A 17,925-nucleotide genomic window follows, 5' to 3' on the forward strand; every position below is an offset into this window, starting at 1 on the left:
CAAACAAAAGAGAGACTATTATGGCTATAGATAATATAATAAGTGCAGTGATTATAAGGATATACTTCACCTTTTCTGAAGCTTGAAAAGCTTCTTCTGTAGCAACTTCAGAAATAAGTGCGTAATTTAATTCTTTGAACTTAAAAGGAGAATAAGCTGCTAAAACTTTTTCTCCATTAAAATTTTTTGAAATTTCCCATCCGGATTCATTTTTTAGTGCCTTTTCTACATAATCTGTTTCTACTTTTTGTTTTAATATTGTTTCTTTTCCTGGAAGATTACTCCTCATTATTTTATCTTGTCCTACTATATATGTTATTCCTGTTTCTCCCATGCCGCTCTTATCTTGGAGTATATCATTTATCTTTGATAATTTAATTCTAAGAACTATATAACCGTATAGTCCAAAATCTTCATCTTCAACCTTCACACCAGCAAAAAATGCAGGGATTCCAAAATAATTTTCTATATTTGAGAAATGAACCTCATTATCATTTTTATCCTTTAATAAAGAGAACAATTTAGATAATGTACTATTCTCATTGTTTAAATCTGTAGCAAAATCATCATATTTGCTTACAGAATAAAGCACTATACCATCGGGTGAGATTAAAAGCATATCTTCATATCCTTTTATATTTATAAAATCTCTAAAATCAGATTGTAATTCTGAATGTAAAACACTGTAATCATAGAACATACTTAGGATATTGTTGTCAAAATTTTCTTTGTTGAAATTTTCATCATAGTAGTAATCATATAATTTTGATTTATCATCATAAGGATTGTTTTCAATATATATGTTTCTTAGAGTATTTAATATAGTATCCATATTCATTGAAGAACGAAAATCTTCAATTAAACTTGATGATGTGAAAAAAGCATCCTTGATTTTTTCAAAATTTTTAATATAAGTAAGATCAGAATTTGTTTCTTCTAATAAATTCTTAATAAAATCCATTTTTAAATTTCTAGCAACAATTAATTTTTCAGAAAAACTATTTTTAAGAGAATTTTGTGAGTTTGAGGTGCTAATTGAAAAGAAAGCAAGTAATACGAGGAAAATAGTTGTTACAAAAAGCAAAAGAATCTTTCCTTGTATTTTCATTTTATAACCTCCAATTATAATAATTTATAAAATTATTATATCACATGATATATTAATTTCAAAAAAATATTTATTCTTTTGGATTTTATGTCCACAAAAAAACACTACCACTTTTTCGTTATTATTAATAATTTTTAGGCAATTTACAAGTTGTAATTTATTTTATAGAGTAACAATAATTGATTCAAATCATATAAGCTGACGTATTAAATGATTTACTTATGAATCTGTGTTATAATAATATTATAACTAAATAACGAAAAGGTGAATGAGATGAAAATGAAATTCAAGAATGTATTTAGTGATCCTGCTAATAGATTATTATTAATAATTCTGATTTTTGTTATATTTATAGGAATACTTCTATATATTGCTGAATTTGGAAAAAATCCAGAAATAAATAGCTTATTTGACGCTTTTTGGTGGTTAATAGTAACTATAGCAACCGTAGGTTATGGTGATATAGTTCCCAAGACCGAAGTTGGTAAAATAATAGGTATGATAATTATAATTCTAGGAGTAACATTATTTTCGCTTATATCAGGTAGCATAGCATCTCTTTTAGTTGAATGGCGTATAAAAGAACGAAAGGGGTTAGGAAAAGTGAAATTTAAAAATCATTTAGTAATATTAGGATGGAATAACCATTTAGAAAAGACTTTAGAAGCAATGGGGATTTTTGTTAATCTTGATGACTATAATATAGTTTTAGTTAATCAGGCAGAAGAAGAAGACTATGAAAATTTTAAATCAAAATTTTCTGATTTGAATATCAAATTTATTCATGGCGATTTTTCAAAAGAGAATGTTTTAAAAAGAGCAAATATAGCACATGCAAAATATATAGTTATTTTATCGGATACTTATGGAGGAAGAAGCTTAGAAGAGTGTGATGAAAGAACATTAATTAGTATTTTATTGATAAGAACATTAAATAATGATGCGAAAATTTTTGCAGAAGTAGTAAAGGAGGAGAAAGCTAAGTATATATTACGTGCAGGAGCAGATGACGTTATAGTAGGAAATGAATTTAATTCTATTTTATTGTCTTCAGCATTACTTTCACCTGCTTATCATATGTTATTGAAAGAGATTTCTTCACTTGAAAAAATGAGAGTAAATTTAATTTCTATGCCTAAAAATTTTATAGGAAAAACTTTTAAAGAACTTTTTAATTATGTAAAAGAAAAAGAAAAATCCATGGCAATAGGATTAGTAAGTATAAGGAAAGAATATACTATTAATGATTTTTTAAATTCAGATAGTTCTATTGATAATTTTATCCGTCAAAAATTTGAAGAAGCTGAAGAAGATTTTTTTGAAGAAGAAAAAAAAGAGGGTTATGAACTTAATTTAAATCCTGAAGATGATTATATAATTTCAGAAAATGATTCACATATTTTTATTATCAAGTAGGTGGCATTATGGAAGAATTTTTAAAAAATATATCATTATTTAGTAATTTAACTGATGAGCAATTATCTCAAATATCTAAAATATTAAAACCTGTGAATTTTAAAGCGGGAGATATTATTATTGTTGAAGGAGAAAAAGGGGATACAATGTATATTTTTAAGAAGGGAAAAGTTCAAATTACTCATCAATTAACATTGAAAATAGGGACCCAACACTGGGAAGAAGGAGAAAAATCTATGGCTATTTTAGATGCGAAAAATATAAGTTTTTTTGGTGAAATGTCATTGGTAACAGGTTCACCAAGATCAGCAACAATAAAAGCTATAAGTGAATGTGAGTTGTTTGAAATATCAAAAAAAGAATTTGAGAAATTAGCAGAAAAAAGACCCGATATTGGTTATAGAATAATGAAGGAAATAGCTTCAGTATTAAGTCATAGAATTGAAGATTTAAATGAAAATATATTAAAATTAACAACTGCATTGAGCATAGCCTTATCAAAAAAAAATAAGCGCTAAAAAGCGCTATAACATCTTTCTAAATATATAATTTACAATAACTTGTATAGCTTTATCGTTAAATCCGCCTTCTGGAATAATAATATCAGCATATTTTTTTGTTGGTTCAACATATGCATCATGCATAGGCTTTACTGTATTTGTATATTGTTCAATTACAGAATCCAAACTTCTTCCTCTTTCTTTAATGTCTCTTTCCAATCTTCTAATAAATCTTAAATCATTTTCCGTATCAACATAAATAGCTAAATCGTACAATTCTCTTAATTCTTTATAATACAAAGCAAAAATACCTTCTACTATAATTATGGGTTTAGGATAAAATTTAGTTGCGCCAACTCTTGTAAATTGTGCAAAATCATATTCAGGTAAATCGATTGTTTTACCTTCTTTGAGTTCGTTAAGGTGTTTAAACATCAATTCGTCTTCAATCATATTTGGATGATCATAATTATGCATTTTTCGTTGTTCCAAAGTTTCATGACTTAAATCTCTATAATAGTTATCCATTGGTAAAATTTCGCAGTTTTGACTACCTAACGTTTCTCGTATTCTATATGCTACTGTAGTTTTTCCAGACCCAGTTCCTCCAGCTATTCCGATAATGTACACTTAAAAACACTCCTTATTTATTAGATTTCTTGAAATTTAGTTTAAACCCTAAAATAATATAAATTATAGAGAACACTAAAATAGTAATTAATTCATTATTACTAATATTGATATTCTCCTTTAGTAGAGAATTTGTTCCTATTTTTAAGGTTAAAGAATATTCTAAGGCATAAACTGAAAAAAATGCAGCAATTGTAGAAGCTATAAATATAGTTAATATGGTTACAACGTTATCAAAACTTTTTGTTATTAGTAAAGATATTACTAAACCAAAAATGATAGTAAAAATCCACGGAATATATGATTGGTCCATAGTTTTTAAAAATTCAATTTTTTGGAAAATTTCAGGGTAAAATTTTAATATTATACCAGATATTTCAAAACCAACAATGCCTCCTAATATAAATCCCGCAATTTGGGCCGAAGATTTGAACAAAGAATAAGTTAATAAACCAATAATTATAGAAAAAACTAAAAATGAAATTTCTTTATATTCACTGATTTGGTTTATTAAATCTTTTGAAAAATCAAACTGTAAAAGATATGGAATAATGAATACATAACTACTTATAAATCCCATAATAAAAAATATTATTTTTGATACTTTTTTTGCAAATAAAAAAGAAATGACGGAGATAGGTAAAATAATATACCATGAATTTGCATAGGAATATAATACTTTTAATGATTCTGTATTTTGTTGAATAAAATTAGAAATTGTTGAAGCAATAGTTTCTTCCATAAATATACCTCCTTTGAAGTTATTTAAATTATATCATAAAATAAGTGGAAAAATTAAAATTATAAGAAAAAGTGATATAATAAATATAGAAAAAAGAAGAGGAGGTATAACATGGAAAATCCATTAGTGGCAGCTATGATAGAGTTTGCAATTTTAGGAACAGCGGGTGAAGTAGTTGCGAAATTATTAACTAAAAGTAAAATTTCACTATTTAAAGTTATTTATTCAGCAATTGTATGGGCTATTTTAGGAGTAATTATAAAGTTTGCATTTACAGGATTTAATGGATTTGTAAACGAATTAGTGAATCATAATTATTTGCCTTCAGGGAAAGTATATCAAGCGTTTTTTAAATCTTTATTTACAAATGCGTTTTTCGGACCATGGTTAATAATTATTCATAGATTTTTAGAAAATATATCTAGACTTAAAGTTCCTACAGACGGATTAAAAGGTGCAATGTTAACGTTATTGTGGTTTTGGGTGCCTGCTCATACAGTAACATTTTCATTACCTATTGAATGGCAAATCACTCTTGCAGCTGTTTGGAGTTTTGTATTAGGCTTAATCTTAGGTATTTTTTCTAATTTGAAAAATAAAAAAGAGGTAGAAAATGATTAAAATTCTTATTATAGAGGATGATAAAATTTTAAATAAAACAATGTGCGAATTTTTAAATAAATTTGATTATAAAACTATTTGTGCTATGAGGGGGTTGGAAGGATTAGACATAGCAAAAAATGAAAACCCTGACATGGTTATTTTAGATTTAAGATTGCCAGATGTTAATGGTATGGAGCTAATTGAACAATTGAAGAAATATGTTAGTGAAATAATTATAATAACTGCTCACGGTGATGTGGCTGATGCAGTAAAAGCTACAAAATTAGGAGTATATAACTTTCTTGAAAAACCAGTTGACTTAAAAGTTCTTATTAATGAAGTGAATAGAGCACTGGAAACAATAAAATTGAGGAAAGAAATAAACATATTAAAAAAGAAATTACATGAATTTCCTGAATTAATAGGAAATTCTCGATATATAGAGCAAATAAAAGAAAAAATAAAATTAATAGCTCCTAAAAACATCCCTGTTTTAATAACAGGAGAAAGTGGAACAGGGAAAGAGATAATAGCTCAGTTAATGCATAAATTTAGTAATAGAAAAAATTTTATAGCGGTAAATTGTGGCGCAATACCTCCAGATTTATTTGAAAGTGAATTATTTGGATATGAAAAAGGAGCTTTTACAGGGGCAGAACAAGCAAAACCAGGAAAATTTGAAATGGCAAACAATGGGACTTTGTTTTTAGATGAAATAGGTGAATTGCCAAAAAATATGCAAGTAAAATTATTAAGAGTTTTGGAAAGCAAAGAAGTTGAACGTATTGGATCAACTAAAACAATTAAAATAAACGTTAGAATAATTGCTGCAACTAATAGAGATTTAAAAAAAATGGTTGAAGAAAATAAATTTAGAGAGGATTTATATTTCCGTTTATCAGTTATTCAAATTACAGCAGAACCATTAAGAAAGCATAAAGAGGATATTTCCCTACTTGTGAATTATTTTATTCATAAGGCAAATGAGGAATTTGGAACTAAAGTTAAGGGTATAGAACCAGATGTTATAGAACTTTTAAGAAAATATGATTGGCCAGGTAATGTAAGAGAATTAAAAAATGTTATTTATTCTATGGTGGCAATTGCTCCAGATGAAATTTTAGATAAGACATTATTACCAGCCAATATAAGAGAATCCGAAGGGTTGGAGTATATAAAAATTCCTGTAGGATTACCGTTGGATGAAATAGAAAAGAGATATTTGTATAAAACTATTGAATATACAAATAATAATAAAACCCATGCTGCCAAATTATTAGGAATATCTAAAATGACGTTATTTTCGAAATTAAAAAAATGGGAGAATAATATTAGGGGGGATAATAATGCCTGAAGAAAAAAAGAATGAACAAGAAGAGTTAGATTTAAGTGATTTACTTGATGATGCAGAGAAAATAAATAAATTAATGGATTTAGATGATGTTGAAAATTCTGAAAAGACAGATTTAGAAGAGTTGGAAGATAAAAAAATAGATGATAAAATTTCTGATCTAAAGGATTTAGAATTATCTGAAGAAGTATCTGATGAAGAAATTGTACCTGAGGTGGAAGATGTTGAAAAAATGGTAGAAGAATTTGAAAAAAAATTTAGTCAAAATTCAGATAAAAAAGAAGAAACAGAAGAAATACCAGAATTAGAAGTAGAAGAAACAAAAGAAGAAACAGAAGAAATACCAGAATTAGAAATAGAAGAAACAAAAGAAGAAACAGAAGAAATACCAGAATTAGAAATAGAAGAAACAAAAGAAGAAACAGAAATTAAAAATCTCCAGCATAATTTAAGTCAAAAAATAGAAGAAGAGATTATTATGCCAAATATAAAAATTGAAGATACCGAATTAGAAGACAAATTAACATTATTTGAGGAGAAAATTAATAAGAAATTTGAAGAATATGAGAAAAAAATTGAAGAATTGAGAATGATGAATAAATTACTGAAAAAAAGATTGAAATTATATGATTTAAAAGTTGAAAATATAGAGGAAACACTAGTTATAGTATTAAAAAATTTAATTTTAAGTACACCAGGGGATACAAATTCATTACTAAATGCGATCATTGAAATTAAGCCTTTCATTTCGTCGAAGAAAAATATATTAAATCTAATTAATATTGTGGAGAGTTTAAAAACAAAACTTTCTGAGCAAAACGAATACGTTTTAAATTATATTTTAGGTAATTTAAATTTTGAAATTGGTAATTGGAGTGAAGCTGAAAAATCATATTTAAGAGCTTTGCATTTTTGTGAAAAAGATAAAAATCTTGATATGCAATTTAATACATCGGTTATTCAAAATAATTTAGGTACAATGTATGCTGAAAAAGGGAAAAGAGATTTAGCTAGAGGATATTTCGAAGCATCTTTAGAAATAAGAAAGAAATTAAAAGAAAAATCTGAAAAATATAGTATTTATTTATACTATTCTTTAAATAACTTAGGAAGTTTAGAAATGAATTCTGGGAATTTAGATAAAGCAGAAGAATATTTTAATGAAGCATATAAAATATTGCAGATGGGAAATATTTCTGATGAAGATCAAGCTATGCTCCTATTAAATATGGGGAATTTATATATGGAGAAGGTTCAAGAAAAACAAGCAATAGAGTTTTTAAAAAAAGCCTTTGAAATATATTTAAAGTTATATGAAGAAAAACCTCTAAAATTTGGTAAAAATTTAAAAAAGACATCAGAGTTATTATCTAAATATGATGAATCAATTCTACAAAAATATGGTGAATTATTTGATGAATTAAATTTTTTGGAGTGATTTAAATGATTATAAGAATTGATGAGGATTTTATTAATGGTTTAATAGATAAATTAATAGAAGAAAATACAAATATTAATGGTTTGAAAAATATTAATATTGAAATGAAAGATAATAATATGCATTTTCAAGTAGAAGTAGATATTTTTGGGAGAAATATAGTATTTGATTCTATTGTAAATTTTAAAAATAAACCAGAATCTTTAGCTGAGGGAATATTGAGTTTTGCATTATCAGGAGATGAAGGAATAAGGAAAATAGTAGAGGGGATTTTTTTCATTATATCAGAATTTATTAATGGAATATCTTCAAAAGATAATGAAGTGAAAATAGATTTTTCACAAATAAAATATCCAGAAAAAATTAAACCCATATTAAAATCTTTAAAATTGGAAACATTTGAAATAAAAGAAAAAGAATTTATATTGAAATTAAATTATAGGGAATAGATATTATGGAAATAACTATACCTAAAGATTTATTAATGGATGTTTTAAATAATATTGTAAAAAGTTTTTCTTCTGAATTTCTTAAAAAAATATTTAATTTATCTACTAAAGTGACCTTTGAGAATAATTCAATAATAATAAGAATTCTTTTATTTAGGTATTATATAAAAATTGCTAGAGTACCTGAACAACTGTCAGGGATTTTTGAATTTGAACATAATTTACCAATAACTTATATAAAAAAAGATAAATTACCAGATATTATTTTTATCGATAAAAAGAAATTATATCTTCATATTCCGGAAAATTTAATAACAAAAAATTTGAAATTAGAAAAACTAGAATTTGATAGAGATTTAATAATACTAAGGCTTACAAGCTAAATATTATGGGGGGATAAAATGACAAAAGCAGAAAAAAGTTGGATTATGTACGATTGGGCAAATTCTGCATATACATTAGTCATTACGACAGCAATTTTGCCTATATTTTTCAAGGAAATTGCATCAAAAGGTATGGAAAATTATTTATCAACTGCATATTGGGGTTATGGAAATACAATAGCAACAATAGTTGTTGCTTTATTAGCCCCGATTTTAGGAACTATAGCAGATTATCAAAATTTTAAAAAACGCTTTTTGACTTTTTTTTGGATGATGGGTATTATATCAACATTTTTATTAACAACAGTTAATGAAGGAGATTGGTTAAAATGTTTAATTATATATATTTTTTCGTCAATAGGATTTGCAGGAGCTAATGTTTTTTATGATTCATTTTTAGTTGATGTGACTACTAATGAAAGAATGGATTGGATATCTTCAAGTGGGTTTGCCTGGGGGTATATAGGTAGTACAATTCCCTTTATTTTGAGTATGGCAATAATAATGAAACCTGGATTAATAGGGTTAAATAGTACATTAATCGCAACTAAATTAGCATTTATTGTTACAGGTCTGTGGTGGTTTATCTTTTCAATACCTTTATTAAAAAATGTTGAGCAGGTTCATTATATTGAGGCATCTAAAACACCAATTAAAGATAGTTTTATTAGAATGATAAAAACATTTAAAGAGATAAAAAATTATAAAAATATTTTTTTGTTTTTAATAGCTTATTTTTTCTATATAGATGGTGTTGGAACAATTATAAAAATGGCAACAGTTTATGGTAAAGATGTAGGAATAGATACTACACAATTATTGTTGGCATTATTTGCAACACAAGTAGTGGCATTTCCATTTGCATTAATATATGGGAAATTAGCTCAAAAATTCAATGTAAAAACAATGTTGTTTATAGGAATTATAGTGTATTTTATTATTACATTATATGGATATTTTTTAAAAACAGCAGTTGATTTTTGGATTTTGGCAATGCTTGTGGCAACATCTCAAGGTGGGATACAAGCATTAAGTAGATCGTTATATGGTAAATTAATCCCTAAAGAAAAATCAGCGGAATTTTTTGGATTTTATAATATATTTGGAAAATTTGCAGCAATTATGGGTCCATTTTTAGTTGGATTTTTTTCTCAAATTACAAAAAATTCAAGGTTTGGAGTTTTGAGTATATCGATACTGTTTATTATAGGGGCTATATTGTTAATCAAAGTAGAAGAAAGAATATATAATTAGACGGTGCTTTAAGCATCGTCTTTTTCTTTGTTATAAGAATAAAAATCGTTAAATTAGTTCATTATTCTTAGATATTATTAAAAATTTTGTATATACTCGTGTATATATGAGTATGTTTGAGTATGCGTATTTGACTATATGAAAAAAATTTCATAAAATTATTATGTATAAAATTACAAAATATAAAAGAAAAAATAAAATTATGAAGTAATTTATGTTATGAAATTTGCGAAATTTTTAATATTTTTTGAAGGAGGCGTTATTATGTATAGAGTGGCATTATGGGGTTTTGGAGCTATGGGGAGTGGAATTGCAAGAAACATTTTATCCAAATATGAATTAGAATTAGTCGGGGTTTATGATACAAGATATGTTGGAAAAGATATTGGAGAAATTTTGGAAATTGGTGAAACAGGATTAAAAGTTTATGATTCACCAGAAAAAATGCTAGATGAAACTAATCCAGACCTTGTTGTTATTGCTACAAATTCATTTGTTGAAGTTGTAAAGGAACAAATAATTATGGCAGCAAAAAAACATATTAATGTAATTACAATTGCTGAGGAAATGGCATATCCATTTTATACACATCCAGATGAGGCAGAAGAAATGGATAGTTTAGCAAGAAGATATGGTGTATCAATATTGGGAACTGGTATAAATCCTGGATTTGTTCTTGATACATTAATCCTTGCATTATCAGGAGCATCATTAAATGTTGAACAAATAAAAGCAGCTAGAATAAATGATTTATCACCATTTGGTCCAACAGTTATGGAAACACAAGGAGTTGGTACTACAGTAGAGGAATTTGAAGAAGGATTAAAAAATGGAAAAATTGTTGGACATATTGGGTTTGAACAATCAATTTATATGATTGCTGATGCATTAGGATGGAATATTGATAAAATTGAGCAAACAAGAGAACCTATTATTTCAAATGTTTTAAGAGAAACAAAATATGTAAGAGTAGAACCAGGTATGGTAGCTGGTTGTAATCATATTGCAAAAGCATATATAGATGGAAAATTAGTAATCGAATTAAAGCATCCTCAACAAGTAAGACCTGAATTAGAAAATGTTGATACAGGAGATTACGTAGAAATTATTGGAGATCCTAATCTTAAATTAGCTATTAAACCAGAAATTCCTGGAGGAAAAGGTACTATAGCTGTTGCTACAAATATGATTCCATCTGTTATAGAAGCAGAATCGGGATTACTATCAATGGCTGATTTGCCTGTACCAAGAGCTTTAATTGGTGACTTAACATTATAGGAGATGATGAAATGATTGCAAAAAAAGGTGATTGGGTTCAAATATATTTTATAGGTTTAAATCCTGAACAAAGAACTTCTAATATTCCAGAGGACACAAAGCGTGTTCCTCTGGAAATTCGCATAAAAGGTTTTTTATTAAATAACGAAGCAAAAATTGGAGATGATGTTAAAATAGAAACACCTGTGGGAAGAGTGGTTGAAGGAACATTAGAAGAAATTTATCCTAAATATAAACATAATTTTGGTAAACCTATTATTGAATTACTTCAAGTCGGAAAACAATTAAGAGAAATGATCGAAGGTGATCAAAAATGAGAGATATGAGTTATGATGCAGTGATGTCAAGAAAAAATGAAATAATGAAAAAATCAGTAGGTGTAGATTATACAAAATATGAAATAGAAGGTATAGCTTTTGATTATGAGGAAATGATGAAAGATGCAGGCTATACTATAGATGAAATAAGAAAAATCCAACTTGAAACAGGTGTAGGAAATACGCCATTAGTAGAATTAAAAAATATAAATAAATTAATAAAAAAAATTGCACCTAAAGGAAAAGGCGCAAAAATTTTTGTAAAAGATGAAGCAACAAATCCATCAGGATCATTTAAAGACAGAAGAGCATCTATAAGTGCATATAGAGCAAAAATCATGGGATATAAAGGGGTAATGGCTGCAACAAGTGGCAATTATGGCGCAGCTGTTGCATCTCAAGCATCAAAAAGAGGATTAAAATCTATCATAGTTCAGGAATGTTATGATAGTAATGGCGTGGGACAACCTGAAATATTAGAAAAAGCTAGAGCTTGTGAAGCATATGGAGCTGAAGTTGTTCAACTAACTGTAGGACCTGAATTATTTTATTACTTTTTAGTATTACTTGAAGAAACAGAATATTTTAATGCATCATTATATACACCATTTGGTATTGCAGGTGTAGAAACATTAGGTTATGAAATAGCCGAACAATCAATGAATCAATTTGGGAAATATCCTGATGCAGTTGTTATAACTCATGCAGGTGGAGGGAATTTAACAGGAACAGCAAGAGGTTTAAAAAGAGCCGGTGCAATAAATACTAAAATAATAGGTGCAAGTGTTGATCTACATGGACTCCATATGGCATCTGATAAAGACTTTAATAAAAAATCATTTACTACAGGCCATACAGGATTTGGTATACCATTTGCTACATTCCCTGATAGATCAGATGTTCCTAGAAATGCTGCAAGACCTTTAAGATATATGGATGAATATGTATTGGTTACACAGGGTGAAGTTTTCTATATTACAGAAATGCTAGCAAATATAGAGGGAATGCAAAGAGGTCCAGCTGGAAATACATCACTAGCTGCTGCTTTTGCATTAGCAATGGAAATGAATGATGATCAAATAATAGTAGTTAATGAAACAGAATATACAGGAGCAGGGAAGTTACCTTCTGCTCAATTAACATTTGCTAAAGAAAATGGGATTGAAATAAAGTTTGGTGATCCAATTAAAGAGGATATCCCTGGAAAAAATATAGTATTACCAGAACATCCATCAATGGTTGGTGTAATTAAATATCCATTAGAAAAATTAAGAAAATCATACATTAAAGAACTAAAGAAAAGATACAATAAAACAGAATATACAATCAAAGAACTAGAATTTATAGCTGAAGATTTAAGAATTACTGTAGAAGATGTTAAAAAGTATATAGAGGAGGTTGAAAAATAATGGAACCAAGAAAAATAAAATTTGAAGAAAAAGCAAAACATTTAATGAACATGACAGATGAAGAATTAGATAAATATTTTTGGGATTTAGTTGAAAAGGTAGTTGATCCACTTATAGATTTAGCTAAAACTCATACATCTCCTTCTATTGAAAGATCTGTATTATTAAGAATGGGATTCAACAGTATGGAAGCAAAAGCTTTGGTAGATAAATTTTTTGAAAAACATATATTGGGAAAAGGTGCAGGAAATATCGTATATACAATAGCTAAAGAGCATAATATAGATTATATACAAGCAGGAAGGGATTTAATAGCAGGGAAATATTGGGAGGATGTAGATAGAATTTTTGTTCACGGAGGCGATAAATAATGAAACTAGAGCCCAACAAAAAATTAAATGTAGAAGAGATATTAAAAGATTTAGACAAATACAGACCAAAAAGAAAGGGTTGGACATGGAGAGAAAAATTACCTCCAAAAACAAAAATTGGAGAATTTGAATATTATGAAATAAGTAAGCCTTTAAAAAATTTTGTTGCATTACCTGCAGCTCATTACTTTAAAAATATTGATCCACAACCACAAGAAGTTATTACATCAGAAATAGCTTCAGGTAGATTCGAAGAGGATATAAGAAGAATGAGAATGGCAGCATGGCATGGTGCTGATCATATTATGGTTATTAGAACATTGGGACAAAGTCATATGGATGGATTAATTGAAGGGACACCAGAGGGCATTGGTGGAATACCTATTACAAGAAAACAATTAAGAGCTTCAAGAAAAGCTTTAGATTTAATAGAAGAAGAAGTTGGAAGGCCTATTAATTTCCATAGTTATGTTTCTGGTGTTGCAGGACCGGAAGTTGCTGTATTATTCGCAGAAGAAGGAGTAAACGGAGCTCATCAGGATCCTCAATATAATGTATTATATAGAGGAATAAATATGATAAGATCATTTGTTGATGCTGCAGTTGCTAAAAAAATAATGGCTTCAGTTGATATGCTTCAAATCGATGGGGCACATAATGCTAATGCTTCTGCTAAATTTGCTTGGAAAGTAATGCCAGAATTGTTAGTTCAACATGCTATTAATTCATTATACTCCGTTAAATCTGGTATGAAAAAAGAAAACATTGCATTGTCGACAGTTCCACCAATTGTATCTCCAACTCCAGAATTTAGATTGAATTTTGTGTATGCTTTAACAATAAGAGAATTATTTAAAGATTATAAATTCAGAGCACAAATGAATACAAGATATATTGAATCTGACTTATTTGATGCAACGAGAATTCATGTGCTTGATACATTAATCTCAAGATTAACAAAAGCAGATATACAATCAACAATTACACCAGACGAAGGAAGAAATGTACCATGGCATATCAATTCAATACGTGGAGTAGAAACTGCAAAACATACGTTAGTAGCTTTAGACGGCATTAAAGAAATGGTTCAAGTAAATTGGGATAATGTGAGAGAAAAGGTTAGAGAATTAAAAATACGTGCAATATTAATGCTTGAAGAAATAATAGAAATGGGTGGTTATTTTGAAGCCGTAGAAAATGGCATGTTTGTAGATAATGGAGAATATCCAGAAAGAATGGGTGATGGTATTGTAAGAAAGAAAGATGGTGGTATTGGTGCTGGAACAGTTGTACCAAGAGATAAAGATTACATGGCTCCAGTATGTCATCACTTCGGATATAATAATTTACCAGAAGGATTAGAAAAACCATGTGATTTAATTAATGGATGTACATTATGTAATCCAGATAAGATACAGTATATTGATGAATTGGATGACGAAGACAATGTTTATAAAAGATTGGATAAAATAAGAGAATATAGAGAAAACAATTTAATAAAACCAGAAGTTGAATGGAGTTATGACGGTTATATCCAATTAGATATGACTATACCAGAATCCGAAGAATATGCTGAAGCAGCAGCTCTTGAAATATGTAAAAGAATGGGACTTGAAGATGCGCAAGTTATATCGAAAACAATATTACATCCAACAGAAGCAACATATGTTGAATTAAAGGCTAAAGTTCCATTTGCAATAAAGAAAGATGAATTAGTATTACCAAAAAAACCAGAAGTTATGTCTGATGATGAATTATTTGATTTCTTTGCAAAACATAAAGTAAAAGTAGTTGCTGGTACAGTAGGAAATGATGAACATAATGTTGGTATAAGGGAAATACTAGATATAAAACATGGTGGTATTGAAAAATATGGAATAAAATATGAATATTTAGGAACCAGCGTTCCTCCTGAAAAATTAATCGATGCTGCAATAGAAGTTGGTGCTCAAGCAATATTAGCTTCAATGATTGTAACTCACAATGATGTTCATGTTGAAAATATGAAAAAATTGCATAATCTTGCAATAGAAAAAGGAATTAGAGATAAAGTGATGATTATTGTTGGTGGAACACAATTAAATGATGATTTAGCAAAAGAAAATGGAATGGATGCAGGATTTGGAAGAGGAACTAAAGGTTCTCATGTTGCAACATTTATCGCAAAAAAATTAAAAGAGATGACTGAAGAATAATAGTTAAGCTCCGCTGCAATTATGCAGTGGAGTTATTTTTTATATTATTTTTATTTCTCAAAGATAGTTTTATTCTATATTAGAGAATTTTATAATTGCAAGCAATAAATAAAAAAATAACATTTTAGGGGGTATTATGTTGAAATATATAGATAGAAAAGGAACTAATTCAATAAAATGGGATTGGTATAAATGGAACAAACATCTTTTTATGGAAAAGGATATTTTACCAATGTGGGTAGCAGATATGGATTTTGAAGTGCCTCAAGAAGTTATTAATGAATTAAAAAAAAGAATGGAACATGGTGTATATGGGTATACTTTTGAACCCGCTGATTTAAAAGATAATATAGCAAATTGGCTTGAATATAAACATGGTTGGAAAATAGATAAAAATTGGATATTATTCACTCATGGAGTTATACCTCCTTTAAATTTAATTATTGAATTATTTACAAAACCTGAAGATAAAATTATTATACAAACACCAGTTTACCCACCTTTTATGAGTTCTATAGAAAATAATAATAGAAAACTTTTAATCAATGAATTAAAATTAATAGATGATTATTATGAAATGGATTTTGATGATTTTGAAAAAAAAGCTAAAGAAGCTAAAATGTTTATTTTATGTAGCCCTCATAATCCTGTTGGAAGAGTTTGGGAAAATGATGAGTTGAAAAATCTGGCAGATATTTGCTTAAGAAATAATATTTTAATTGTATCTGATGAAATACATGCAGATTTAACCTTTAAAAATTCTAAGCATATTCCAATTGCATCTATTTCCGAAGAGGTTGTAAACAATACAATTACATTAATGGCACCAAGTAAAACATTTAATATAGCGGGATTTCATTTTGGATATACGATAATAGAAAATAGTGTTTTAAGACAAAAATTTAAAAATAGAATAAAGCAATTAGGCTTATATATGCATAACTTTCCTGGAATGATTGCAACAAACATCGCATATAAATATGGGAAAAATTGGTTAATGGAAACTATGGAATATATCGAAGAAAATTATAAATTTGTTAGAGAATATTTTGAAAAAAATATACCTGGAGTAAAAGTAATAAAATCAGAAGGTACATTTTTAATATGGCTAGACTTTAGAAAATTAAAATTATCTCAGGAAAAATTAAGAAAACTTCTTGAAAAGAGAGCAAAGGTTGGATTAAATAATGGAGAATTATTTGGCCCGGGTGGAAAAGGATTTATGAGAATGAATATCGCAACATCCAGAGAAAATATAATCGAAGCATGTAGAAGAATTGAAAAAAATATTATAAAAATAGACTAGTAAAGGGAAACTGTCATTTCTAAAAATACCAAAAAAGGACTAGCAAATTCATTAAAAAATTGATGAAAAATAATACCTTAGAAAAAAATCACGTTATTGATAAAATGATAAAGATAATAAAATTATAAAATGGATTTGAAAAAATAACCAAAAGCAACGCGTCTTTGGCCAAAAACATATTTAATGTCAAAATCTCAATTCAAATACAATTTTTTAAAAACATATCAAATATTTTCATTTCCTCATCACTGAGTTCAAAATAATGAAAAACAAACTCCTTAAAATTTTTTATATTCTTAAACATCTCGGCAATGAGTTTTTTTTTGCATGGGAATAATTGAGGAATTATTTGCAAATGAAGTTGCTGAAATATGATATAATTCAATTGTGAAGTTATAATCTTTATTTTTTAAAGACTTTTATTAAAATCGAAAATATTTTATCTTAAACCCACTGTAAATGAGTAATGCTTCACCGGAGGTGAGTCTATGAAAAGATTTTGTACAAGCGGTCCCGTTGATAAAAAGACCTGTTATTATGTAGAAAGACCAGATGTAATGAAAGAAGCGCTTGATCATATAGAAAATTGGAGATACTTCACAGTATCAGCCCCAAGGCAAACAGGAAAAACAACACTGCTAAATGATATAGTTGAAAAAACAAAAGAAAAATATTTAACAATATTTATCTCTTTTGAAAGTTATGGACAAAAAAGTTTAAAAAGTTTTCTAAAAACAATTATCAGGGATATAGAAGATGATATAGAATATAGATATAATCAAAAAATTAAATTAAAAAAATTAGAAGAAATAGATGAAATAAGGGAATTAATATTGGAAATACATGAAAAAACAAAAAAAGAAATAATATTAATGATAGATGAATTTGAAAGATTAGATAAAAACATAATGAACGAATTTTTACATATAATACGAAGTATATATCATAAAAAGCAAATATACAAACTCAGAAGTGTAATATTAATAAGCGTAGGATATCTAAGTGGAATATTAGAAGACAATGCAAGTCCATTTAACATAGCCGAACATTTAGAAGTACCCTACTTTACAAAAGAACAAGTATATAATTTGCTAAACCAACATGAAAAAGAAACAGGACAAATATTCGAAGAGAAAGTAAAAGAATTAATATGGCATAACGCAGCAGGACAACCT

Annotated in this window: 18 protein-coding genes; 15 read left to right on the forward strand and 3 right to left on the reverse strand. The window is 27.5% G+C overall.

Annotated features, from left to right (window positions below; translation table 11 throughout):
* Positions 1–1,108: cache domain-containing protein (locus ACYQ44_RS09425; protein ID WP_459996856.1), on the reverse strand; the 1,108-nt coding region annotated here is incomplete at its 3' end.
* A 279-nt stretch (positions 1,109–1,387) separates the two neighbouring features.
* Here ACYQ44_RS09425 and ACYQ44_RS09430 point away from each other — a divergent pair.
* Together ACYQ44_RS09430 and ACYQ44_RS09435 are read left to right on the forward strand one after the other, a co-directional pair.
* Entirely contained in the window at positions 1,388–2,524 is a 1,137-nt protein-coding gene (locus ACYQ44_RS09430) for a potassium channel family protein (RefSeq protein WP_459996858.1), read from the forward strand.
* 8 nt (positions 2,525–2,532) lie between these two features.
* Positions 2,533–3,042 carry a cyclic nucleotide-binding domain-containing protein gene (locus ACYQ44_RS09435; protein WP_459996860.1) on the forward strand — a complete coding sequence of 170 codons (510 nt, stop codon included), beginning with the start codon at positions 2,533–2,535 and terminating at the stop codon, positions 3,040–3,042.
* A gap of 6 nt (positions 3,043–3,048) precedes the next feature.
* On the opposite strand, the gene udk is transcribed toward ACYQ44_RS09435, so the two are convergent.
* Positions 3,049–3,654: a uridine kinase gene (udk, locus tag ACYQ44_RS09440; RefSeq protein ID WP_459996863.1), complete on the reverse strand. Its 606-nt coding sequence runs from the start codon at positions 3,652–3,654 to the stop codon at positions 3,049–3,051.
* Between the two features lie 13 nt (positions 3,655–3,667).
* Positions 3,668–4,396: a hypothetical protein gene (locus ACYQ44_RS09445; RefSeq protein ID WP_459996865.1), complete on the reverse strand. Its 729-nt coding sequence runs from the start codon at positions 4,394–4,396 to the stop codon at positions 3,668–3,670.
* 111 nt (positions 4,397–4,507) lie between these two features.
* Here ACYQ44_RS09445 and ACYQ44_RS09450 point away from each other — a divergent pair, with 111 nt between their 5' ends.
* The 13 genes from ACYQ44_RS09450 to ACYQ44_RS09510 form a co-directional block, all read left to right on the forward strand.
* Positions 4,508–5,017: a hypothetical protein gene (locus ACYQ44_RS09450; protein WP_459996867.1), complete on the forward strand. Its 510-nt coding sequence runs from the start codon at positions 4,508–4,510 to the stop codon at positions 5,015–5,017.
* Entirely contained in the window at positions 5,010–6,353 is a 1,344-nt protein-coding gene (locus ACYQ44_RS09455; protein ID WP_459996868.1) for a sigma-54-dependent transcriptional regulator, read from the forward strand. The genes ACYQ44_RS09450 and ACYQ44_RS09455 overlap by 8 nt, the downstream gene beginning before the upstream one ends.
* The gene (locus tag ACYQ44_RS09460; protein ID WP_459996870.1) at positions 6,346–7,788 is read left to right on the forward strand and encodes a tetratricopeptide repeat protein; all 1,443 of its coding nucleotides are present in this window, start codon (positions 6,346–6,348) and stop codon (positions 7,786–7,788) included. The genes ACYQ44_RS09455 and ACYQ44_RS09460 overlap by 8 nt, the downstream gene beginning before the upstream one ends.
* A 5-nt stretch (positions 7,789–7,793) precedes the next feature.
* Positions 7,794–8,237 (forward strand): hypothetical protein, encoded by a 444-nt coding sequence (locus tag ACYQ44_RS09465; RefSeq protein WP_459996872.1) that lies wholly within the window; start codon positions 7,794–7,796, stop codon positions 8,235–8,237.
* A gap of 5 nt (positions 8,238–8,242) precedes the next feature.
* On the forward strand, positions 8,243–8,620 hold the full coding sequence (locus ACYQ44_RS09470; RefSeq protein WP_459996874.1) for a hypothetical protein: 378 nt from the start codon (positions 8,243–8,245) through the stop codon (positions 8,618–8,620).
* A gap of 18 nt (positions 8,621–8,638) precedes the next feature.
* Positions 8,639–9,874 carry an MFS transporter gene (locus ACYQ44_RS09475; RefSeq protein WP_459996876.1) on the forward strand — a complete coding sequence of 412 codons (1,236 nt, stop codon included), beginning with the start codon at positions 8,639–8,641 and terminating at the stop codon, positions 9,872–9,874.
* Between the two features lie 264 nt (positions 9,875–10,138).
* A complete protein-coding gene (ord, locus tag ACYQ44_RS09480) occupies positions 10,139–11,152 on the forward strand; it encodes a 2,4-diaminopentanoate dehydrogenase (RefSeq protein WP_459996878.1) in 1,014 nt (337 codons plus the stop codon).
* Between the two features lie 11 nt (positions 11,153–11,163).
* Positions 11,164–11,469, forward strand: a complete 306-nt coding sequence (gene ortA / locus ACYQ44_RS09485) for a 2-amino-4-oxopentanoate thiolase subunit OrtA (protein WP_459996880.1) — start codon at positions 11,164–11,166, stop codon at positions 11,467–11,469.
* The gene (gene ortB, locus ACYQ44_RS09490; RefSeq protein WP_459996882.1) at positions 11,466–12,878 is read left to right on the forward strand and encodes a 2-amino-4-oxopentanoate thiolase subunit OrtB; all 1,413 of its coding nucleotides are present in this window, start codon (positions 11,466–11,468) and stop codon (positions 12,876–12,878) included. Before ortA ends, ortB begins: the two co-directional genes overlap by 4 nt.
* Complete coding sequence (locus tag ACYQ44_RS09495; protein WP_459996884.1) at positions 12,878–13,249, forward strand: ornithine aminomutase subunit alpha; 372 nt, start codon at positions 12,878–12,880, stop codon at positions 13,247–13,249. Before ortB ends, ACYQ44_RS09495 begins: the two co-directional genes overlap by 1 nt.
* Entirely contained in the window at positions 13,249–15,444 is a 2,196-nt protein-coding gene (oraE, locus tag ACYQ44_RS09500) for a D-ornithine 4,5-aminomutase subunit OraE (RefSeq protein ID WP_459996885.1), read from the forward strand. The genes ACYQ44_RS09495 and oraE overlap by 1 nt, the downstream gene beginning before the upstream one ends.
* Positions 15,445–15,580: 136 nt before the next feature.
* Positions 15,581–16,750, forward strand: coding sequence for a MalY/PatB family protein (locus tag ACYQ44_RS09505; RefSeq protein WP_459996888.1), 1,170 nt, complete (start codon positions 15,581–15,583; stop codon positions 16,748–16,750).
* 488 nt (positions 16,751–17,238) lie between these two features.
* Positions 17,239–17,925, forward strand: a 687-nt coding sequence (locus ACYQ44_RS09510; protein ID WP_459996890.1) for an AAA-like domain-containing protein, incomplete at its 3' end; no start/stop codon positions are given.

It is taken from the genome of Marinitoga arctica, assembly GCF_054657315.1.